The sequence below is a fragment of the Peribacillus sp. SIMBA_075 genome (genome assembly GCF_046534585.1).
Genome location: NZ_JAWRYN010000007.1, coordinates 91611 through 111906, shown reverse-complemented (window position 1 = coordinate 111906; position 20296 = coordinate 91611). Strand labels below are relative to the sequence as shown.

Below are 20296 nucleotides of genomic sequence, written 5' to 3'. Positions count from 1 at the left end.
TTTTCAAAAACATCGGATATCCCCATTAAATGATTAATGTCACGCATCATCCACATGATGTCAGTCACAAGTATCGGATTCCTAAAAAAAGAATCATCCATTTTCCCTTTCAGCCTCATTTTCACTGATTGCGGACGCCACTCTTGATATAAGATTCGGCCGCCATCCCTTTTGAAGATCTCTCGTAGATAAACCGCCCGACATCCCAAGATGCGGAAAATCCCGGAACGATTCAAAATCCCCCCAATCAAATACCAGGGATTTTGCCATGGCTGGTACTCTTGTCCACTTTTCTGCCTCTGTCCACAATGCCAGCTTGCCGTCATCACTAACAATGATAAAATCTACAGCAAGTCCATAGTTATGCAAGGGTTGGCCCGCTCTGGCATATGTCACGATCGGCTTTGATTTATTCGTTCTTCCTCGTTCATAAAGAAACATCGGTAACCAGCCGTGATTTGAACAAATATCCCCGCTTCATAAGCTAATTTAACCACATCAAGTATCGACTCGTTCACGACCGGGTTCATACCGCTTCCCATATTTTCCTTTGCGTGATTCAATAGGGTTTGTAATTTGATGGCCATTCTGGCACCTCTCCTATATTAAATGCGAACATAACTGCAGGAGGAAAGGCTTTACCATTATTTTATTGGGGGGTAAAGAGTATCTGAAAAATGAAAAAGGGCTGAACATAGGGGATATTAATCATCCCCTAAGTCAGCCCTCCGGTTCATTTAGCCAAAACATCCTCGTATTCTGCATTTTTTTCAAACTGTTTTTGAACGAACGAACATACTGGAACAATTCTAAGTTTTTCCTCACGGGCGAATCCTATTACCTTTTCGACAAGGGCTTTTCCTACCTTTTGCCCGCGAAGCTTGTCAGAAACTACGGTATGATCAACTGTGATTTCATCATCACCTGATTTAAAAAATGTGATTTCTGCCAGTTTCTCGCCAGATTCTTCGACAAAAAAAGAACTTTCACCTTTTTTGATATCCACCATCTCGATGACCTCCTTTTAATTCCTTTTTATCATATCTCACAAAATGGAAATTAACCAAATATTTAAAGCTTACTCAAATTATTGCTATGTGAAGTTTACTTACAAATAAAAGAGGGATGATAAAAAATGATCCAAGGTAGATAAATGACATGACTTGGAAATCATGATTGATTTTCCAGCTACTCCGAGACGATTTTCCGAAGATATATATTTCCCGTAAAGCCTAGAATTCACTGAAACTGAGGTGTTCGTACTGCATGAAATCTTTTAACAAGGTTTTTCTTACTCTTGCCCAACCATAATGTAATTCAGAGTTTTTCAAGCTTCTGTTTTTTTATTGCAGCTAATAAACGGAAGGAATCTTCCCATGGTGGTGTTAGAATAAGTAAATAGCAGAAACTAAAAAACTGCCCTATATAGGATAGGGCAGAGCGTTATACTTTTATGGACAGAAAATATAAAATAATGATCGATAACAATATGACCATAAAAACAGCGATGAGAATTACGTGCGCACTCGAGGGCCGAAACGTCCCTTCATTGATTTGCCGCTTCTTCTGCAGATAACCGAACGTCGCCAGCACCGTAATCACAAGGCCCAATGCACATGCAAACATCCCCAGTATGATACTGATCAAGTCTATTCGGGCATCCCGATGCACACCAATCGTAAAATGCAGGCTCGTCGTGAGAAAGCCAACCCCCACTATCGCAATCACCGTTCTTATCCACGCCAAAAAGGTGCGTTCATTAGCCAGATGCTGCTGAGCATATTTCAATTGATTTTTCTCCATGTCATCACCTTAATTGAACATTTTTGAATCGATTCTTATGTAACTGATGTGAAAGACTCGTAACACATCTTAATCCGCCGCCTTCAGGACTCGGGCCTCTCATTATCAGTCATCTCTTAAGGAACGACATAGCCCTGAACATAGACCCGACAAACATTAGGCCTGCGCCGCCAAGCAATAAATATATACATTGTGTTTTATCAATAACATCCAAAGGATAAAGCAAGGCACCCAGTGCAATGATTGTCCCTATCCCCGTTATGGTCCATCCTATTTTTTTCATTCGCAACTCCTAAAAATGATGTATTTAGAGAAGGTCCTTCAAGGGTTCCCCCTAAGTTTTACAAACAGGACCCCTCACTAATAGCTTAAACCATTTAAAAACTAACAACAAGTGAGATATCATAATTATCTTCCCACGAAAAAAAGAGCCATAATGACTCCCTATTTTGAATATCCCATTTTCAGCTGTCCTTTTTATCCTTTTCCATGTATTCTCTTATCTTTCTATCTTCCCACTAAAGACGTAAAGCTCCCATGTGCAAAGGGTTGCTATGCCATGCACCAGAACTCCAATCCTCCACCCTCCAAATGGATAAAAGAACCACCAATAACCAGGATCCGACAATAGGTGACACCGTTAAATGAATGAAAATGCCTTAAGGTTTTCCACCCTTTTTTTTGCTCTTAAATATCCATCTCCATTTTCCGTCCCAGCACCACCTAATCGTAAACACTAAATATTACCATCAGCTTTAATAATACGTAATTCATCTAATTTACATTATGAGACGAGATGTGTTAACGCTAAATCGAGAACCAGGAATTCGGAGAAATAAGTCAGTTTGATTTCACTTTATTGTATCCCCGTTCCTCATATGGCTGTATTTTTTCCATCCACACTTCTTCAAGTTTTTTCAATTCGCGTTTTGCATCGAAAAATCCTGTTTCTTTCGGCTTCAATACCTCCAGTATCTCAAAAGAAAAAGCTTCTTTCCCATATTGATTCCATTCACCTTGCAGAACTTTATTGGTGTTCGTTCCCATTTCCAATTCAAATTGTTTACCCTTCAACGTCTTTAAATTTCTGGTGCTCCCGATAAAGATTTTATTATTTACCGTATTTCTTATTTGGTATACACCCGCTTCAACCTTCGTTTCTTTATATAATTGCTTCAATTCTTTTTTACGATCCATCTTCCTTGCCTCCAGTCATCATTTTTTCAGCCAATACTGGCCTCCATCAGGCTTCCTATCCAAAAATCCATATTCTATTAAATATCTTCTCAATAGAACATGATCATGATAAACGGCACCCAATATTTGATTGATTTCTTTTTCTTCGTATTTTCGCTCATTTTCAAAACGCTTCGTAATTTCCAGGAGAATGATTAGCCTTTGTTTTTCTTTTGGCGGGAAAGACTTTAATCCACCCTGACTGCCTTTAGGGAAATACTTTTTCAGCACAGTAATCTTTTCATCCTCGGTAACGTTATAACGATCATCGACCATCCTTGCTTTTTGATGAAGGGGGATGAACGCCGGCGCATATTCATCTTTATCTTTCAAAAGTTCCATCATGGCTAAAAACAACTTAGCCTGCCGCTCTTTCTCTTTCAACACAAAGCGATGGTTACGAATTGTGGAAGAGCTTCCAATCCCCATTTCCTCCTGAACCTCAGCATCATTCTTCCCCTGGTAAAAAAGGCGAAGAAGGCGATTTTGGTGGTCCGTAAGACCTGTAAGTTTTTTATCCAGATCAATCAAGTATTCAAAAACGGAACGATGTGCACGCTCAATATGAATCCTCATATACCTCTCAGCTTCATAAAGAACCCCATCTTCCGGATATACTATTCCCTTTTCAATTGCAAGTCCGCACAGTAAACAAATATACTGGCTCCCTTCTTCGATATACCCTTGTTTAAGCTCATCTTGGGATGCGCTCCAAAACATTTCAGCGTCCTTCATAAAACCAAACACTTCCTCATAAAGTTTATAATATACTAAACATAATATTAATTTGTTTGTAATATGTCAATGTTTTTACGGATTTTTTTATAATTGCACCAAAGGATATACGAATTATACCAGCATTCTTAAAGTCGGAAGGGATTCATAAAACGAGGGTGGCAGGGATAGTGAACAAATTTTCAGGGAGCTGGGAGATGGACCTTTCACCATTCAATCAAGTTAATGATCCCCCTGGTACTATTCCGCTATAATGCACTTAATAATGGTGGAGCGTAAATGTCGAAATATAGCCTTCATCTATCTTATCTAAAGGCTGTTTTCACATACTTTGTTGCTATTTACCAGGTAGTGAGTTGTTGTTGATTTCCCCTCCAGATGCTCGCTTTCCGCGGGGCGGGTGGTGAGACCCGCAGGCACAAAGGCGCCAAGGGCGGACCGCCCGCGGAAAGCGAGTGCCTTGAGGTAACGTTCAAATTGTACAAACCCTAAAAAAAACTGCAGACAAACTCGATTTTCATCGAGTTTGTCTGCAGTTCGAAGCATCCATGATTGGATCCTTTTTTCTATGGGGCATATGAAATTCGTAGTATAAGTCCTTTGTTAAAGCTTATTAAGTATTAGCTTGGCACAAACTTAAGTATTCCTTCCAGATAAACACCTTGTTCTTTTCGCGAGCATTCCCTCAACTTGATTCTTCCCTCTTTTTCTAGCTCCTTGGCTAATTGGACTACCTTAGTTCCATCTTCGGATATTTCGACTGAAAAGAAATTGCCCCGAGTGGAAGTTTGAATGAACTTGAATAATCTATCTTTATTCATTTAAACATCTCCTTATTCATAACAAGTTCGACATAAAAGATCATCCACCTGCGATAAATACGAAATAAAAAACTTCTTTTCTGCATACAACCAATATTAATTCAATGGATGCAAAAGGAAATGCATCCTTTCTACGTTCATTCCATATTCCCTCGTTAACTTAAAACAGCTCAGAAAAAGTAAAAAAGCCAAAACCTTAAAAGGTTTTGACTTTTTTCTGTTAGTGTCCCAGGAGAGATTCGAACTCCCGACCGACGCCTTAGAAGGGCGTTGCTCTATCCAGCTGAGCTACTGAGACGTATCGCTGTTTTTCTTCAGTTCAGTACAAAACGGTCACTTTTCGAACTTAGACCGTAATCGTGATTTTTATTATAACTTAGTATAATACTCATTGCAATACTAGTAATATAATATTTTGAGGCGGGTTAGAATTACGGCTAACAAATACTCAAACCATTTGGCAAGCATTCCTATGAAACACCTATATAGGCTCAATGACATCACCGTTAGGCTGGCCAGTATATTACATCATTCAAGTATTAATCCAATACAATGACACTCGCACTCCTACTTTAGAAACAACTTTCTCTATTGATACAATAAAAAAACATCCACTATTTAAATGGATGCCTTCTTACAATTTTTTAGCTTGTTCTGTAGCAATTCTTTTAAAATTTCAATAGCATTTTCTTCACTTGGGTCATTTGTTCCAAGTTCTCCTTGGAAAGCTTTAGACAAAATAGATGGTTCAAGATATTCTAACTTCGATGTTATCTTAACAAATCCACTGCACGGGACAAAAAAGGTGAAGAACGTGTCTCTCGTGATGACTTAACATTTGAGCCATCAAATCAACAGTTAAATTTCACCAACTACCATTTATTTCAAGAATGACGAACTTTGGCTTTTAAGAACTGTTGATACTTCACAAAAGTGTTTGTATACTGACTGACACATTACATAATCACTTATAGTACGGCTTCTATTACCACTCACCTTCATTTGCCTTGTAATGACGTCTAGAGCGTTTGAAATCAAGATGGAGTCACTTAGAATAGCAGGCTGTTCAGTCCTAGCTTTTGAAGCGGCAGAATTGGAAACGGGTAATTCCTCTAATAACCCTCTTACGTCTACTTTAACATCTAATAATCCTTTTCTTTTGGTCATACGAAAAAACCTCCTATATCGTTAGTAATGTAAGTCGATATACGGTGTAATTTCTTACATGACCGTTATACTGACCGTTTCACTAAACGATATAGAAGGTTGTCGTAGCGGGCTTTATAACCGCTTTGTTAGTGTCCCAGGAGAGATTCGAACTCCCGACCGACGCCTTAGAAGGGCGTTGCTCTATCCAGCTGAGCTACTGAGACGTTTATGATATAAGTTGCGGTAAAACTTATGTATTACCTTAACTGTTCCCTTAGGACACCTCTTATTATAGTAGGATATAAAAAGAAAGTCAACGGTTTTTCATAAAAAGTTTTTTCTTTTTTTCATGAACCAGGAAGCGGGGAAAAACGCTTCCTGGTTATTATACATGAAGTCATCCCATTTGATAAACATTTCTTAGTTTCTCAACGATTTTTCCTTCAAGGTCATAATAGGTGATTGCAAGTTGGTCTGTTCCCATTTCCAAAATGGCGTAGGTTTTCTCTTTTCGTCCCCGCGGCTGGCGTATGCTTCCCGGGTTGATGAAGAGCTTGCCGTCAATCAATTCGGAACCTGCAGCGTGGGAATGACCAAAACAAATAATATCCGCTTCAGCCTCTTCACTTTTATACGCTAAATTCATCAAGGTCATATTTATGTTATAGAGGTGTCCATGCGTAATGAAAAAACGCTTGCCTGAGATGTTCTCCACAATATCATCCGGATATGCCGAATCATAGTCGCAATTCCCGCCAACGGCCAAAAACTCCGACATGTAAGGATCATTTCTTTCCAACTCTGAATCACCGCAATGGATCATGGCAGCAACTTCTTGTTTATGACGGTCGATTATCATGCTGATTTCATGAGTTAAGCCATGACTGTCACTCATTATTAGCACTTTCATCGTCACATTCCTTCTTCCCTTTTTAGAAATAGATCAAGCCTTTCATCTAGCGCCCTCAATGCGTGGGCACGGTGGCTGATTTGGTTTTTTTCCTCTTTTGTCAATTCGGCGTTTGTTTTGCCCTGCTCTTTAACAAAAAAGATTGGATCATAACCAAATCCATTCGTTCCTGAAGGCTGTTCGGTAATCAAGCCCTCCATCGTCCCCGATACAGTAATCGTTTCCTGGTAGGGCGACGCAAGTGCCAAGGCGCAATAAAATCTCGCCGTTCTTTCCTCTTCCGGCACGCCTTCCAGTTCCCTAAGGACTTTTTCCGTGTTCGCTTCATCACTCTTGGACTCTCCAGCATAGCGCGCAGAATATACGCCCGGACGGCCATCCAATGCATCTACAATCAATCCGGAATCATCCGCAATGACAAAGTGGCCTAGCCGATGGGCGATGGCCTCTGCTTTCAGGATCGCATTTTCTTCAAAAGTTGTACCTGTTTCCTCCACATCCGGTGCATCCGGTACATCAAGAAGCGTTTTGACTTCATACCCTTTAGCAGAGAACAAGCTTTCAAATTCCTTTGCTTTCCCTTTATTTTTCGTTGCAATGATTACTGACTTCATTTTTCATTTCACCCTTTTTGTATTTTTCGGCTATGGATTCAAGAGCTTTTCTAGCAAGGCTCTTTTTGAGCTTAGAAAGAAATAGCTGTAACTCGTTATATGTAAAAGCCGTTTTTTCTCCAGTTCCCTGCGATTGAATGAATTCACCGCTGCCTGTCATGATGAGATTCATATCACAAGGGCCGCTGAATCTTCCAGATAATTTCAGTCTACCACAACTCCCGCTTCTGCAATAACCCCGAAAATTGCAGAAGCCAGAAATTTTCAGCTGAAATACTGCCAGTTCTCCTGCAATTTTTAAAACAAGCAGCCAAAGCGACGAAGGCTTCTTTAATGGTACCTGTCCTAGTGCCGCCACCTGCGTGAATTACACAATCAATTTAGGTCGATCGAACACCGGGCGCTTTCGCATGACTGTTAAAAAAGAGAGATTTAAACAGAAGAAGATTAACCTGCATTTTCAAGCTTCAATTTCAATGTTAAAACTTAGATTCTGTCTAGAACTTCGGAATACCTTTAAAAAAATCATAAAGTTTCAGGAAGGAAGATCATTGAAGCTCTTTAGCACTCGGGGATGCAGCAGAGAATTAAGCACAAGGGTATCAGAAGTTATCTGTTTAGCCCGGAAGTGTCCATTTTTCAAAAGAATTAGTCCGGCCATATAGAATTTGGAGGAAAATTTAATAGTCATAAGGAAATCTAACGTTGTAATTTTTCACTTATGTTAAAGATTCCCCCTAATGAATTACATTATTACAAGGTATTTTTTTCTTTTAAAATTTTATTTATGTAAAAACTTTTTAACGAAGAGAGAATGTTTGGTGGAAATACCTTTCAACCTAAACAATGGTTAATTGGATTTTTCTATGAACATTTAAGCAAGGGGCTAAGCATGCAAAAAGAATGTAACCATTAGACTATTGTTATTGGTGATAAAAAAGAATAAGAGGCAGCTGCTGGCTGCCTCCTTGTGCTATATCCATATAAGATCGTTCTTTAAAAGCTACCTGTGTTGACTTTCTCTGGACGGACCACTGGTTCAGATAGTTTCTTACCTTCCTCATTAAGAATATCGGCGCTGCCCTGCACTTGTACTTCAACGCTTTCAATTCCTTTCTGTTCAGTTAAAGAAAGGACCAAAGCATCAAGGACTTCTTGTGACACCTTTTTCTCTTTAAAACTTCCAAGGATATTTTCATTGAAGTTGAGGCTGACCTTACCTTCTGCCACTTTAGGTTTGTCAAGTAAAGCTACATCACTCATGAACCCCGTTTGCAAGTTAGAACCCGAAGGACTCTTCGTTAACTCTTGGACGGCAGCTGTTACATTATCAGACACCGTTTCGCTGATCCGGCGTGTTACCGGAACATAATAGGAGTACTCCTCGTCACCGCCTACATAATAAACGGTCAGTGCTTTGGAATTCGAAATGTCGACCACGTCACTCGTATCGATATTGATTCCTGAAGATCTTGAGATATTCTCATCTATCGGTGTGCCATTGACCGGCATTTCGGAAATATCTTCCCCATTTATTCTCATTTGGATTTTATCGACCGAGTCGAATTGCGTCAGGGTCCATGTAATGGCTTGAAGGATTTTAAGTTCATCCTCTTTTTGATAGTTTTTGAACTCCGGCGAAAAGTCCGCTACAGCCACTCCATCTTTAATGTTTACGCTTATTTGGGTATCGGCAGGAATGACCGCCCTGAACCCATTCGGAAGTTTATCCGTGACTGGACCGTTATCGACAAGGTAATCAAGCGCCTGTTTGGCGACGGCTTCCGATTTAGGAAGTTCCAATGTCTGTGGAACCACATACCCACTTTTATCAATTAAATATAACTCTGTCTTCACTGTTTTCGATTCAACAGCACCAGCGCCTTTTTCTCCATCTGTTGCAGGCTTTTCTTCATCATTCTTTTCTTTTAATGAAGATTCATCATCGACTAATGAAATATCCTTTGGTGGATCAATTTCCTTTTTCTCTTCACCGCCAAATAATCCGCATCCCGAAAGCCAAAAAGAAGATGCCAGAATGGTCACAGCCATTGTTACTTTTGATTTATTGGACATAAAATCACTCCTAGGACAGTTTGTACTCCTATTTATACGAGCCCTAAGGGAAAATAGACCAATTATTTTCCGCTCTGATAATCGAGCTAGGCAATTTGCCCGTACTGCTGCATGTTTGTAAGCCTTCAACGGGATTTCGGGCCTTCTGCCAGTGGATGAATCTGTTAATATGCCTTATTTCCCATAATCACCGTATCCATTGTCCGCTTCCCCTTCTGTCCCTTCAATCCTACTTATGCTTCATTCTTTTCTGGCGTTATATCCATCAAGGTTTGTAGCTATATACAAAACGGTATGCTTTTTCATTTTTCCGCTTCACGAAAAAAAGACTTCCAAATGGAAGCCTTATAGGTGATCAATTTTAATTGTTTCGATTGTATCGGTATGAATACCGAGCCAGCTCGATGCGATAGAACCAAACATATCTCTTGAACCGGTAGTATAAAAGCGATGAACCGGACGGAGCTTGCTTTTATTGATTAATTTATAATAATCCAAAATGACACTTGCCTCACGGGCCGTCTCTTCCCCAGAGGAAATGACTTGTACTCCATCCCCCATATAGGAAGAGATTACAGGCCCCAGCAGTGGATAATGGGTACAGCCAAGAATCAATGTGTCGATCTTCGTTTTCTTCAGCGGGTTCAAGGTTTGTGCCACGACCCTATTGACGATACCCCCTTGAAACTCCCCGCTTTCCACGATTGGGACAAATTTCGGGCATGCTAAACTATCTACTTTCACATCGGAATTGATGGAAGCAAGTGCGTCGTCATAAGCTTTGCTTTTTACCGTGCCTTCCGTACCAATAACGCCAATATGCAAGGAATCAGAAACTTTCAATGCCGCCCTTGCCCCAGGATGGATGACACCCAATACAGGAATCGGAAGTATTGCCCTGATTTCATCCAGTACAGCTGCAGTCGCCGTATTGCAAGCGATGATCAGCATTTTTATATCCTTCTTCATCAGGAACCTCGTCATTTGCCATGTGAAGGTTTGGACATCTTTTTTGGTCCTCGGCCCATAAGGGCATCTTGCTGTATCACCTAAGTAAATTATATTTTCATTTGGAAGCTGGCGCATGACTTCTTTAGCTACTGTCAAGCCGCCTACCCCTGAATCAATGATGCCTATCGGTTGTTTCAAAAAACTCGCCTCATTTTTCTTTCATTTCTTGATGTAGTTTTGCTAAAATCCCTCGGAGGGACACGATGTCAGATTCGTTGAAATTGACTAATACGCCACTCAAGTACTGCTGCCGTTTATTAATCACTTCTTCGATAATCCGTTCCCCTTCGTCAAGAAGGTGAATACGAACCACACGCCGGTCCTTTTCATCTTTGACACGCTTAACAAGCTGATGTTTCTCCATGCGGTCAATCAGATCCGTCGTTGTGCTGAAGGCGAGAAACATCTTCGTGGACAATTCGCCAATCGTCATGTCGCCTGCTTCAAAAAGCCATTGCAAAGCCAGGAATTGAGGAATGGTAATTTTATAATCATTGAGAATTTCCCGTCCCCTTTGCTTAATCCATGACGATACATAGCGCAATTCCCTCTCAATATCGGCTACATAAGCAACCTGCTTCTCTTCATCCATACACACAGCTCCCCACCACTTCATGAAACTTATCATACTACCATTTTGGATGAAAGTGAAATGATTTTCAAGATTGATTGTCCGGAATCCATAATGAAACCCCCTTCATAAAAATAAGCAGCATCCAAAGAAGTCAAAACAACCAAATTGTTTTGGCCTTCCTTATATGCTGCCAACTAGACGGGAGAGAAATATTTATAAGTCTTTATTAAGAGTCAACACATTAAAGCTTAAGTTCCCCCATACGAAGGAGTTCTATGACTGCCTGCGAACGTCCTTTAACTCCAAGCTTCTGCATCGCATTCGAAATATGGTTTCGAACTGTTTTTTCGCTAATAAACAATTCACCTGCGATTTCTTTTGTTGTTTTGTCTTGTACTAGTAACTCAAATACTTCTTTTTCTCTTTTGGTGAGTAGTGGCTTATGAGTGAATTCGTTCTCCTTCAAGTAATGTTACCCTCCTTGCCTTCACCAGCATAAAACCCGGAGTGGGTGTCTATTTAGTCAAGATATAGTATGTTGGCCGGGGCAATGGAGTGACTCTTTTACTTGTCTAAATCGAAATATTTTTAGGTATGTTCAAGCTCTGTATGCAACAACGACCGCTTCATCTCTTCTGTCCAAGGTATCGGCTTTCCGGTGGCTTTGGAGACCTGGACAATCGTTCCCCTGCCCGTGAAACAAATTGAACCATCGTGTTTGCTTCCCATATAATGTATATCTACAGAAGATTTTCCGATATGGTCAGCTTTCACATGAATTGTCAATTGATCATTGAAAAACACCTGCTTCAGGTAATCACATTGTAGATCTGCAACAACCGGCATCTCACCACCTTCAGCCGAGGTCCAATCCTTCATAAAACCCATGCTCTGGAAATATTCAATCCGCGCTTCTTCAAAATAAGTAAAAGGAATCGTGTTATTCAAGTGCCTAAACATATCCGTTTCCGAAAAGCGAACCTTAATCTCATGTTTAAAGGAAAAATCATTGATCCACTCGGTTATATTATCGATATATGATATTCTGTTCAACTTGTGCACTCCCTTTCGAATATGAATGACTATTCACTCATTTTATAAGAAAACAACGATAATGAAAAGGGTTTTCTATTGAAAGCTGTTTATTTTGATTATTGCTCACGTCACTAATCATAACGAGCATCCTTTGCAGGAGGCCGATGTCAATGGGTGTGGCCGATTTCCTCCTCCAATTCTCCATTCACACTTTGATCTTAGCTTTTTTCAGAGCGCTTGCAAAGCTATCATCTTTTATGGATTTGGCTATCGGTCCCTATCGTTCAAGTATTGAATTCACCCAAATGTAAAAACAAAGAAAAAAAAGAACCCATATCAAAATAGATACAGGTTCTTTCATTTTCATTTTTAAACTTCGTCGCTTCCAAAGAAGTTACGGAATTGTTGAATGGCAGTATCACGGTTCAATGCTGCAATCGAAGTCGTTAATGGAATTCCTTTAGGGCAAGACTGCACACAGTTTTGTGAGTTACCGCAGTTTGCAAGTCCTCCATCGGACATGATTGTATTTAAACGTTCCGCTTTATTCATTGCACCAGTTGGATGTGCGTTGAATAAACGAACTTGTGATAATGGTTGTGGTCCCATGAAGTCTGAATTGCTGTTCACGTTCGGACAGGCTTCCAAACAAACACCGCAAGTCATGCATTTAGACAATTCATATGCCCATTGACGTTTCTTTTCTGGCATACGCGGTCCTGGTCCAAGATTGTACGTTCCATCGATTGGAATCCATGCTTTTACCTTTTTCAATGAGTCGAACATACGGCTGCGATCGACTTGAAGGTCACGAACAACAGGGAAGGTACGCATTGGAGCAAGACGAACCGGCTGCTCCAATTGATCGATAAGAGCTGTACATGATTGTCTTGGTTTACCATTGATAACCATTGAACAAGCACCACATACTTCTTCAAGACAGTTCATATCCCATGCGATTGCTGTAGTGTGCTTGCCTTGTACAGTTACCGGATTACGACGAATTTCCATAAGAGCGGAAATTACATTCATATTCGGACGGTACGCTAATTCAAATTCCTCATCATAAGGAGCTGAATCCGGTGTATCTTGACGAGTGATTATAAAACGGACTGTTTTAGTCTCAGATTTAGTTTCAACCATTTTTTTGCTCCCCCTCTTTAATGTTTCGTAGTGTAATCACGTTTACGCGGTGCGATCAGTGATACATCAATATCTTCATAATGGAATTCAGGTGCTTGATCCAAGCCTTTGAATGTTGCCATTGTCGTTTTCATGAATTCATCATCATTACGTTCTGGGAAATCAGGTTTGTAATGTGCTCCGCGGCTTTCATCACGGTTTAACGCACCAATTGTGATTACACGAGCCAATTGCATCATGTTTTGCAGCTGTCTAGTGAATGCAGCTCCTTGGTTACTCCATTTTGCCGTGTCATTGATGTTAATTTTCTTGTAACGTTCCATCAACTCAAGAATCTTGTTATCCGTTTCTTTCAGCTTGTCATTGTAACGAACTACAGTAACATGCTGTGTCATCCACTCACCAAGTTCTTTGTGCAGGACGTAAGCATTTTCGTTACCATCAAGAGACATGACATCATTCCATTTTTCCTGTTGTTGTTTTTCGTAGCCTTCAAACAATGAAGCAGGAATGGATTCTGAAGTTTTATCAAGGCCTTCAATATATTTAACGGCATTCGGTCCAGCGACTGAACCACCAAAAATTGCAGAAAGAAGTGAGTTCGCACCAAGACGGTTACCGCCATGTTGAGAGTAGTCACACTCACCTGCAGCGAATAAACCTTTAATGTTAGTCATTTGGTCATAATCAACCCAAAGTCCGCCCATGGAATAGTGAACGGCAGGGAAAATTTTCATTGGAACTTTACGAGGGTCTTCACCCATGAATTTCTCGTAGATTTCAATGATTCCGCCAAGTTTAATATCAAGTAATTTAGGATCTTTATGAGATAGATCCAGGTAAACCATGTTTTCTCCATTAATACCAAGCTTCATGTTCATACATACGTCGAAAATTTCACGAGTCGCGATATCACGAGGTACTAGATTACCGTAAGCAGGGTATTTTTCTTCAAGGAAATACCAAGGTTTTCCGTCTTTATATGTCCAGATACGTCCACCTTCACCACGAGCGGATTCACTCATTAGACGAAGTTTGTCATCTCCAGGGATTGCTGTTGGGTGAATTTGAATGAACTCACCATTTGCATAATTTACACCTTGTTGATAAACGATGGAGGCTGCTGAGCCTGTATTGATCATTGAGTTAGTCGATTTACCGAAAATGATTCCAGGGCCGCCGCTCGCCATGATGACTGCGTCGCCAGGGAATGATTTGATTTCCATTGAAGTCAGGTTTTGAGCTACGATACCGCGTGCCGTTTGATCATCATCGATAACGGCTCCAAGGAATTCCCAGCCTTCATATTTCGTTACAAGGCCTTCAACTTCATAACGGCGAACCTGCTCGTCCAATGCGTAAAGTAATTGCTGACCAGTCGTTGCACCAGCGAATGCTGTACGGCTATGTTGAGTACCACCGAAACGACGGAAATCAAGAAGACCTTCAGGAGTACGGTTGAACATAACGCCCATACGGTCAAACATATGGATGATTGACGGTGCTGCATCGCACATCGCTTTAACCGGCGGTTGGTTAGCCAAGAAGTCTCCGCCATAAACTGTATCGTCAAAGTGGATAAATGGAGAATCCCCTTCACCTTTTGTATTTACTGCCCCATTGATTCCGCCTTGGGCACAAACTGAGTGAGAGCGTTTAACAGGTACTAAAGAAAATAAATCAACCTGTTGTCCCAGCTCTGCTGCTTTGATCGTAGCCATTAACCCAGCTAGACCTCCACCTACGATAATAATTTTACCTTTACCCAATTCTGTCACTCCCTTATTTCCATTAGCAAAGCTATGTTTTTCCTAACAATTATAAATGAACTCCATCTTCTTATACGAAAGCGAAAATTGCACTTACTCCAACATAAGAAAGAAGAACGAAAATGATCAAAGTAACGTAAGTCATGATTTTTTGTGATTTAGGTGAAATTGTCAGACCCCAGCTCACTGCAAATGACCATAATCCATTTGAGAAGTGGAAAATTGTCGAAATGACCCCAACTAAATAAAATGCAATCATAAATGGATTAGAGAAAATCTCTGCCATCATGTCAAAGTCAACCTCTGTACCCATAGCTACTTGGATCCTAGTTGACCATACATGCCAAACAAGGAAAATCAACGTAATGATTCCGCTTAGACGTTGTAAAAAGAACATCCAATTTCGGAAAAACCCAAATCTACCCAAATTATTTTTAGCCGTGAACGCGATATAAATCCCGTAAACAGCATGATAAATCAAAGGTAAGAAAATGATGAAGATTTCCAGGAAATAACGAAACGGTATGCTTTCTAAGAAATGTGCTGCTGAATTAAATGATTCCGGTCCCTTTGTTGCCATATAGTTGGTAACTAAATGCTCCAACAAGAACAGCCCGATCGGAATAACTCCAAGTAGTGAATGAAGTCTACGATTCCCAAACTCACGATTTTTTGCCACTAAGTGCCCCCCCTTAATTTGTGAAAAATCATGCAAAGATAAACTGGTGGCTACCTTTTATCTCCGCGTGAAAATAAAGTATAGAGTCAGAAAACTCCCCTATACTTCCGTTTACAATTATGTGACATGTCCATTTTACTCCTGACTTCTATGTGCGTCAAGAAAACGGATACAAGAATTCTCTTTTTCAGAATAGATTTTATTGGATTAAATTGTCTATTTTTTATTCATCAAGAAGATATTTTGGAGAAATTACTAATTAAACTATTAATATCTCGGTATAATTTATCATTTTTTCCCAATTGATATTTAAATAAATAAAAAACAGTATAATTTGCAAAAGAAAAACGTTTATAATAGATTAACAGAAAGAGGCGATAAACTATGAAAAAAAATATTGCTGCTGCGATAGAAGAAGAGATTCCAGCTGAGGAAATTCAAACTGAAGAATTCCAAGTTCCAGCTTTCGGATACGAATTAATCAGAGAAGTTCTATTGAACGATATTCTCGGAAAAGACTCTAATCAAATCCTCTATTGGGCAGGTAAACAGTTAGCACGTAAATTCCCATTAAATGGCGATCAAGAAGTTATTGAATTTTTCCAGAGCGCGGGATGGGGCACCCTGGAAATCATGAAGTATACGAAAAACCAGATGGAATTATCACTGACGGGTGAAATAATCAGCCGCCGTATGGATTTACATCCTGACTGTCACTTCCAACTTGAAGCCGGTTTCCTTGCCGAGCAGTTTACACTGCAAAAAAAGTGCCTAAGCGAATCAACGGAAGAAATCAAACGCCGCGCAAAAAAAGTGATATTCACCATTCAATGGGATCCCAGAGATCAAATCTAATGAGCCCTTAAAACAGACTTACCCTTTTTACCGGAAGTCTGTTTTTTATTGGACTCCTTACTCTCAAGCTAGCACATTTGCATGCTGCCCAAGTTTAAATGCTTCATGAAGAGATTCGACCGCCTTCACCATTTCCTTTTCATTGACGACAGTCGAGACTTTAATTTCAGATGTGCTGACCATTTTCACTTGGATGCCTGTATTGGCCATCACTTCAAACATCTCGGCAGCCACTCCTGGATTGGAAACCATACCAGATCCGACGATGGACACCTTGGCCAATCCGCCCTCCGTTTCGACTCGGTCGAATGACAATTGTTCCTTATTGTTTTCCAGTACGATCAAGGCCGCTTGCGTATCTTCACTTTTTGTGGAAAATGATAGATTGGTCGTATCCTCGGCTGTCATGCTTTGAATGATGATGTCCACATTAATCCGGTTTTTCGCAAGTGTCGTGAAAATTGTGGATAATGCACCAAGTGATTGGGGCAATCCATATATTGTGACCCTTGTAATACTGTCTTCAAAAGCAATGCCGCGTACAATTAAGTTTTCTTCCATAGTTGCTTCCTCCTCAATGATCGTTCCTGATTCTCTCTCCATGCTCGAACGGACTTCTAGCGGAATTTGATAATTTTTTGCATATTCTACAGCCCTTGGATGAAGGACGCCCGCCCCTAGGTTGGCAAGTTCCAGCATCTCATCATAAGAAATGGATTGGAGTTTACGCGCGGCTTTTATGTAGCGTGGATCCGTAGTGAAAACACCCGTTACATCCGTATAAATATCGCATCTATCCGCATTCAGCGCTGCAGCGATGGCAACTGCCGTCGTATCGGAACCGCCTCGTCCTAAGGTCGTGATTTCCCCATTTGCATCGTTCCCCTGGAAACCGGCAACGACCACAATTTTCTTCTCCTGGAGCTGAGCTTGAATCCTCGTGGCATCGATGTTTAAAATCCGGGCATTCCCATGAACGGATTCCGTTTGCATGCCAGCCTGCCAGCCAGTGTAAGAAATGGCTTCATGTCCCTCTTCAATCAATGCCATCGTTAACAGGGATATCGTGACCTGTTCCCCCGTAGTCAATAGCATATCCATTTCCCTCTTGCTCGGTGTTCCGGAAATATCCCGGGCCATGGAAACCAATTGATCCGTGGTTTTCCCCATAGCTGAAACAACGACGACTACCTCATTTCCATTCTTCACTTCCTCGATTACCCTATTGGCAACATTTTTTATTTTTTCTACGCTTCCGACGGATGTCCCGCCGAACTTTTGAACGATTAATGCCATCCTAATGCACCCTCTCTACCTTTTTAGGCAATAAAAAAAGCAATGAGAAATATCTCATTGCTGTGATCACATATCCAATACTGTAAACACAGTGAGATAGCTCTCCAGGGCATAAACCCTGACAATCCGCCATTTATTAAATGTCAGACCAGAAAAACAAGGTATGAGTCTTGTCTTCCTTCGGCGTCATCCCCTTTCAAAACCTTTCATGGAAGCTCATACTTCTCCAGGTTTTTACTCTTGAATTCCGCACCTCTATCAGCACTTTTAAGTTGTCTAGTTAAAAATTCCTTCTTATCATAGCATAGAGAATTGCCTGCAGCAAGATTATTCTTGTAATTTTCTAACGATTCCCTCTGCTACCCCTTTTGGCATGCCAGCTTCCATGATTTCCTCGGCCGTGGCCTCTTTGATTTTCTTCAATGACCCAAAATGCCTTAATAATTGCTTCCTCCGCTTTTCCCCGACTCCCGGAATATCATCAAGCTGGGAGTGAACGGCGTTTTTCCCGCGTAGCTGGCGATGAAACGTAATCGCGAACCGATGCACCTCATCCTGAATTCTTTGCAATAGATAAAATTCCTGGCTCCGTGAATCAAGAGGTACGAGTTCAAGCGGATTTCCAATCATTAATTGTGAAGTCCTATGCTTTTCATCCTTAATGAGACCTGAAAGTGGTATATCAAGGCCTAATTCATTCTCCAAAATATCCCTTACAGCTTCCACATGTCCCTTTCCTCCATCAATGATGATTAAGTCCGGAAGCGGCAGCCCTTCTTTCAATACTCGTGAATACCTTCTTCTGACCACTTCACGCATCGATTCATAATCATCAGGTCCCTGGACCGTTTTGATCTTATATTTACGGTACTCCCTTTTTTCCGGTTTCCCATCAATGAACACGACTAATGCGGAAACAGGGTCACTTCCCTGGATATTCGAGTTGTCGAAAGCTTCAATTCGATGCGGGGTGTAGATCCCTAATTGGTTCCCGAGGTTTTCCACCGCATTGATCGTTCTTTCTTCATCCCGTTCAATCAATGAAAATTTTTCCTGAAGGGCGATGGAGGCATTTTCATTCGCCAATTTAAGCATGTCTTTTTTCGATCCCCGTTTCGGGTGAATCGTTTTGACACCTAGCAGACCTTCGGCCATTTCAGCATCCACTGACTCAGGCAGCAGGATTTCCTTTGGTTTAAAGTGGTTGGTAATCTCGTAAAACTGACCGAGGAATGTAAGAAGCTCCTGTTCCGGTTCATCATAGACAGGAAAAAGTGAAACATCCCTTTCGATCAATTTACCCTGTCGGACAAAAAATACCTGAACGCACATCCAGCCTTTATCATAGGCAAACCCAAATACATCCCTGTCGATGAAATCGGTCGTCATCATTTTCTGCTTCTCCATCGTAATATCGATGTGGGCAATTTTGTCACGATACTCCTTGGCCCTCTCGAAATCGAGCTCCTCTGATGCCTCTAGCATTTTTTCAGTCAGCTCTTTTTTTATCTCAGTATGTCCGCCATTCAAAAACCGGTTGATATCATCCACCATTTTTTTATATTCCTGTTCCTCAACATCATATACACATGGGGCCAGACACTGGCCAAGGTGATAATAAAGACACACGCGATCCGGTAAGGTATTGCATTTTCTAAGGGGATAGATGCGATCGAGCAATTTTTTCGTTTCGTTGGCTGCAAAAGCATTCGGATATGGACCGAAATATTTCCCTTTATCTTTTTTGACTTTACGCGTAATAATTAGCCGTGGATGCCGTTCCGCCGTCAGCTTGATGAAAGGATACGTCTTATCATCCTTAAGCATGACATTATATTTTGGATCATGTTTTTTGATTAAGTTCAACTCTAAAATGAGAGCCTCGATATTGGAAGAGGTTACGATGTATTCGAAATCCTCTATCTCACTCACCAGCCGCAAGGTTTTTCCATCATGAGATCCCGTGAAATAAGAACGGACACGATTTTTCAACACTTTCGCTTTGCCTACATATATGATTGTTCCCTGACGATCTTTCATTAAATAACAACCAGGTTGATCGGGAAGAAGGGCAAGTTTATTCTTTATTTGTTGGTTCATGCATTCAGCCTCCTGTTCTCCCATTTTACAATTATTATATATCAAGATAGCGAAAAAAGCTTCAAGTCCGTAGACTTGAAGCTTTTTTTAGCTATCTTGCTATTACGCGTGTTTTGCAATAAGTTCAGCAAGTGCTTCTTTAGGTTGGAAACCAACCACTTTATCCACCACTTCACCGTCTTTAAGGACGATTAGTGTCGGGATGCTCATCACACCGAATTTCCCAGCTGTTTCTTGGTTTTCATCTACATCCACTTTTACGATTTTCGCTGTATCGCCAATTTCAGTATCAAGCTCTTGAAGAACAGGAGCGATCATTTTACAAGGTCCGCACCATGGAGCCCAAAAATCGACAAGAACTACACCTTCGTTAGTATCTGTAGTGAAAGTTTGGTCAGTTGCATTTACAATAGCCATATATATTTCCTCCTCAAATTTACTCCAATAACTAAAGACAGTATACCATCGTTGCTAGAATCGACGCCAATAT

At 40.7% G+C, this 20296-nt stretch carries 26 protein-coding genes, 2 tRNA genes, 1 pseudogene and 1 riboswitch; of the genes and pseudogenes, 2 read left to right on the top strand and 27 right to left on the bottom strand.

All coding sequences use genetic code 11. The annotated features are described in order from the left end of the window. Positions 1-93 precede the first annotated feature (93 nt). The 21 genes and pseudogenes from SB775_RS08290 to SB775_RS08190 form a co-directional block, all read right to left on the bottom strand. Positions 94-369 carry a M15 family metallopeptidase gene (locus SB775_RS08290; protein WP_410861209.1) on the bottom strand — a complete coding sequence of 92 codons (276 nt, stop codon included), beginning with the start codon at positions 367-369 and terminating at the stop codon, positions 94-96. Positions 370-392: 23 nt separating this feature from the next. Beyond that, on the bottom strand, positions 393-587 hold the full coding sequence (locus SB775_RS08285; RefSeq protein WP_410861207.1) for a hypothetical protein: 195 nt from the start codon (positions 585-587) through the stop codon (positions 393-395). Positions 588-733: 146 nt separating this feature from the next. Then, positions 734-1009: a GNAT family N-acetyltransferase gene (locus SB775_RS08280; RefSeq protein WP_410861205.1), complete on the bottom strand. Its 276-nt coding sequence runs from the start codon at positions 1007-1009 to the stop codon at positions 734-736. A 434-nt stretch (positions 1010-1443) separates the two neighbouring features. Beyond that, positions 1444-1803, bottom strand: a complete 360-nt coding sequence (locus SB775_RS08275) for a YidH family protein (RefSeq protein ID WP_061464288.1) — start codon at positions 1801-1803, stop codon at positions 1444-1446. A gap of 109 nt (positions 1804-1912) precedes the next feature. Next, the gene (locus tag SB775_RS08270; RefSeq protein ID WP_167555994.1) at positions 1913-2086 is read right to left on the bottom strand and encodes a hypothetical protein; all 174 of its coding nucleotides are present in this window, start codon (positions 2084-2086) and stop codon (positions 1913-1915) included. Positions 2087-2267: 181 nt separating this feature from the next. Continuing rightward, positions 2268-2476 (bottom strand): annotated as a pseudogene (locus SB775_RS08265) (2TM domain-containing protein). 167 nt (positions 2477-2643) lie between these two features. Continuing rightward, positions 2644-3000: a GIY-YIG nuclease family protein gene (locus tag SB775_RS08260; protein WP_089361688.1), complete on the bottom strand. Its 357-nt coding sequence runs from the start codon at positions 2998-3000 to the stop codon at positions 2644-2646. Between the two features lie 18 nt (positions 3001-3018). Continuing rightward, positions 3019-3774, bottom strand: coding sequence for a DUF2087 domain-containing protein (locus SB775_RS08255; protein ID WP_289319938.1), 756 nt, complete (start codon positions 3772-3774; stop codon positions 3019-3021). Between the two features lie 309 nt (positions 3775-4083). After that, on the bottom strand, positions 4084-4320 hold the full coding sequence (locus tag SB775_RS08250) for a hypothetical protein (protein ID WP_410861204.1): 237 nt from the start codon (positions 4318-4320) through the stop codon (positions 4084-4086). A gap of 74 nt (positions 4321-4394) precedes the next feature. Further along, positions 4395-4595 carry a hypothetical protein gene (locus tag SB775_RS08245; protein ID WP_061464291.1) on the bottom strand — a complete coding sequence of 67 codons (201 nt, stop codon included), beginning with the start codon at positions 4593-4595 and terminating at the stop codon, positions 4395-4397. A 224-nt stretch (positions 4596-4819) separates the two neighbouring features. Next, a tRNA-Arg gene (locus SB775_RS08240) sits at positions 4820-4893 on the bottom strand. A 581-nt stretch (positions 4894-5474) separates the two neighbouring features. Then, positions 5475-5762: a hypothetical protein gene (locus SB775_RS08235; RefSeq protein WP_410861202.1), complete on the bottom strand. Its 288-nt coding sequence runs from the start codon at positions 5760-5762 to the stop codon at positions 5475-5477. A gap of 132 nt (positions 5763-5894) precedes the next feature. Then, positions 5895-5968: transfer RNA gene (locus SB775_RS08230), tRNA-Arg, on the bottom strand. Between the two features lie 173 nt (positions 5969-6141). After that, complete coding sequence (locus SB775_RS08225) at positions 6142-6654, bottom strand: metallophosphoesterase family protein (RefSeq protein WP_410861201.1); 513 nt, start codon at positions 6652-6654, stop codon at positions 6142-6144. A gap of 2 nt (positions 6655-6656) precedes the next feature. Then, positions 6657-7268, bottom strand: coding sequence for an XTP/dITP diphosphatase (locus tag SB775_RS08220; RefSeq protein WP_089361692.1), 612 nt, complete (start codon positions 7266-7268; stop codon positions 6657-6659). Continuing rightward, the gene (locus SB775_RS08215) at positions 7237-7440 is read right to left on the bottom strand and encodes a hypothetical protein (protein WP_318681383.1); all 204 of its coding nucleotides are present in this window, start codon (positions 7438-7440) and stop codon (positions 7237-7239) included. The genes SB775_RS08220 and SB775_RS08215 overlap by 32 nt, the downstream gene beginning before the upstream one ends. An 824-nt stretch (positions 7441-8264) precedes the next feature. After that, positions 8265-9344, bottom strand: coding sequence for a GerMN domain-containing protein (locus SB775_RS08210; protein WP_061464300.1), 1080 nt, complete (start codon positions 9342-9344; stop codon positions 8265-8267). Positions 9345-9689: 345 nt separating this feature from the next. Beyond that, a complete protein-coding gene (racE, locus tag SB775_RS08205; protein ID WP_089361695.1) occupies positions 9690-10493 on the bottom strand; it encodes a glutamate racemase in 804 nt (267 codons plus the stop codon). A 10-nt stretch (positions 10494-10503) separates the two neighbouring features. Beyond that, the gene (locus SB775_RS08200) at positions 10504-10947 is read right to left on the bottom strand and encodes a MarR family winged helix-turn-helix transcriptional regulator (protein WP_089361696.1); all 444 of its coding nucleotides are present in this window, start codon (positions 10945-10947) and stop codon (positions 10504-10506) included. A 223-nt stretch (positions 10948-11170) separates the two neighbouring features. Next, on the bottom strand, positions 11171-11395 hold the full coding sequence (locus tag SB775_RS08195) for a helix-turn-helix domain-containing protein (protein WP_028392149.1): 225 nt from the start codon (positions 11393-11395) through the stop codon (positions 11171-11173). A 122-nt stretch (positions 11396-11517) separates the two neighbouring features. Beyond that, positions 11518-11982 carry an acyl-CoA thioesterase gene (locus SB775_RS08190; RefSeq protein WP_410861199.1) on the bottom strand — a complete coding sequence of 155 codons (465 nt, stop codon included), beginning with the start codon at positions 11980-11982 and terminating at the stop codon, positions 11518-11520. A gap of 152 nt (positions 11983-12134) precedes the next feature. On the opposite strand from SB775_RS08190, the gene SB775_RS08185 reads away from it, so the two are divergent. After that, positions 12135-12275, top strand: coding sequence for a hypothetical protein (locus tag SB775_RS08185; RefSeq protein WP_410861198.1), 141 nt, complete (start codon positions 12135-12137; stop codon positions 12273-12275). Between the two features lie 58 nt (positions 12276-12333). Here SB775_RS08185 and sdhB read toward each other — a convergent pair whose 3' ends face one another. The 3 genes from sdhB to SB775_RS08170 form a co-directional block, all read right to left on the bottom strand. Beyond that, complete coding sequence (gene sdhB / locus SB775_RS08180) at positions 12334-13107, bottom strand: succinate dehydrogenase iron-sulfur subunit (RefSeq protein ID WP_061464304.1); 774 nt, start codon at positions 13105-13107, stop codon at positions 12334-12336. A 17-nt stretch (positions 13108-13124) separates the two neighbouring features. Then, positions 13125-14876 (bottom strand): succinate dehydrogenase flavoprotein subunit, encoded by a 1752-nt coding sequence (gene sdhA / locus SB775_RS08175; RefSeq protein ID WP_089361698.1) that lies wholly within the window; start codon positions 14874-14876, stop codon positions 13125-13127. Positions 14877-14946: 70 nt separating this feature from the next. After that, entirely contained in the window at positions 14947-15555 is a 609-nt protein-coding gene (locus SB775_RS08170; RefSeq protein WP_089361699.1) for a succinate dehydrogenase cytochrome b558 subunit, read from the bottom strand. Between the two features lie 384 nt (positions 15556-15939). On the opposite strand from SB775_RS08170, the gene SB775_RS08165 reads away from it, so the two are divergent. Next, entirely contained in the window at positions 15940-16410 is a 471-nt protein-coding gene (locus SB775_RS08165) for a YslB family protein (RefSeq protein ID WP_410861197.1), read from the top strand. A gap of 63 nt (positions 16411-16473) precedes the next feature. Here the strand turns inward: SB775_RS08165 and SB775_RS08160 are convergent, their stop codons facing one another. From SB775_RS08160 to trxA, 3 genes are all read right to left on the bottom strand, one after another. Then, a complete protein-coding gene (locus SB775_RS08160) occupies positions 16474-17706 on the bottom strand; it encodes an aspartate kinase (protein ID WP_289319929.1) in 1233 nt (410 codons plus the stop codon). Positions 17707-17795: 89 nt separating this feature from the next. After that, a riboswitch (Lysine riboswitch) is annotated at positions 17796-17972 on the bottom strand. Positions 17973-18033: 61 nt separating this feature from the next. Further along, a complete protein-coding gene (gene uvrC, locus SB775_RS08155) occupies positions 18034-19806 on the bottom strand; it encodes an excinuclease ABC subunit UvrC (RefSeq protein WP_284470063.1) in 1773 nt (590 codons plus the stop codon). A 102-nt stretch (positions 19807-19908) separates the two neighbouring features. Beyond that, positions 19909-20223 (bottom strand): thioredoxin, encoded by a 315-nt coding sequence (gene trxA / locus SB775_RS08150; protein WP_061464310.1) that lies wholly within the window; start codon positions 20221-20223, stop codon positions 19909-19911. Between the last annotated feature and the right edge of the window lie 73 nt (positions 20224-20296).

What these genes read in the sequence shown, in the direction of transcription:
- SB775_RS08275 (WP_061464288.1), bottom strand. Translation starts at nt 1,803, where the DNA reads ATGGAGAAAAATCAATTGAAATATGCTCAGCAGCATCTGGCTAATGAA.
- SB775_RS08220 (WP_089361692.1), bottom strand. Translation starts at nt 7,268, where the DNA reads ATGAAGTCAGTAATCATTGCAACGAAAAATAAAGGGAAAGCAAAGGAA.
- SB775_RS08165 (WP_410861197.1), top strand. Translation starts at nt 15,940, where the DNA reads ATGAAAAAAAATATTGCTGCTGCGATAGAAGAAGAGATTCCAGCTGAG.
- SB775_RS08285 (WP_410861207.1), bottom strand. Translation starts at nt 587, where the DNA reads ATGGCCATCAAATTACAAACCCTATTGAATCACGCAAAGGAAAATATG.
- SB775_RS08235 (WP_410861202.1), bottom strand. Translation starts at nt 5,762, where the DNA reads ATGACCAAAAGAAAAGGATTATTAGATGTTAAAGTAGACGTAAGAGGG.
- SB775_RS08210 (WP_061464300.1), bottom strand. Translation starts at nt 9,344, where the DNA reads ATGTCCAATAAATCAAAAGTAACAATGGCTGTGACCATTCTGGCATCT.
- uvrC (WP_284470063.1), bottom strand. Translation starts at nt 19,806, where the DNA reads ATGAACCAACAAATAAAGAATAAACTTGCCCTTCTTCCCGATCAACCT.
- SB775_RS08250 (WP_410861204.1), bottom strand. Translation starts at nt 4,320, where the DNA reads ATGCTTCGAACTGCAGACAAACTCGATGAAAATCGAGTTTGTCTGCAG.
- SB775_RS08185 (WP_410861198.1), top strand. Translation starts at nt 12,135, where the DNA reads ATGGGTGTGGCCGATTTCCTCCTCCAATTCTCCATTCACACTTTGATC.
- SB775_RS08260 (WP_089361688.1), bottom strand. Translation starts at nt 3,000, where the DNA reads ATGGATCGTAAAAAAGAATTGAAGCAATTATATAAAGAAACGAAGGTT.
- SB775_RS08200 (WP_089361696.1), bottom strand. Translation starts at nt 10,947, where the DNA reads ATGGATGAAGAGAAGCAGGTTGCTTATGTAGCCGATATTGAGAGGGAA.
- sdhB (WP_061464304.1), bottom strand. Translation starts at nt 13,107, where the DNA reads ATGGTTGAAACTAAATCTGAGACTAAAACAGTCCGTTTTATAATCACT.
- SB775_RS08160 (WP_289319929.1), bottom strand. Translation starts at nt 17,706, where the DNA reads ATGGCATTAATCGTTCAAAAGTTCGGCGGGACATCCGTCGGAAGCGTA.
- trxA (WP_061464310.1), bottom strand. Translation starts at nt 20,223, where the DNA reads ATGGCTATTGTAAATGCAACTGACCAAACTTTCACTACAGATACTAAC.
- SB775_RS08280 (WP_410861205.1), bottom strand. Translation starts at nt 1,009, where the DNA reads ATGGTGGATATCAAAAAAGGTGAAAGTTCTTTTTTTGTCGAAGAATCT.
- SB775_RS08225 (WP_410861201.1), bottom strand. Translation starts at nt 6,654, where the DNA reads ATGAAAGTGCTAATAATGAGTGACAGTCATGGCTTAACTCATGAAATC.
- SB775_RS08255 (WP_289319938.1), bottom strand. Translation starts at nt 3,774, where the DNA reads ATGAAGGACGCTGAAATGTTTTGGAGCGCATCCCAAGATGAGCTTAAA.
- SB775_RS08245 (WP_061464291.1), bottom strand. Translation starts at nt 4,595, where the DNA reads ATGAATAAAGATAGATTATTCAAGTTCATTCAAACTTCCACTCGGGGC.
- SB775_RS08215 (WP_318681383.1), bottom strand. Translation starts at nt 7,440, where the DNA reads ATGAATCTCATCATGACAGGCAGCGGTGAATTCATTCAATCGCAGGGA.
- SB775_RS08270 (WP_167555994.1), bottom strand. Translation starts at nt 2,086, where the DNA reads ATGAAAAAAATAGGATGGACCATAACGGGGATAGGGACAATCATTGCA.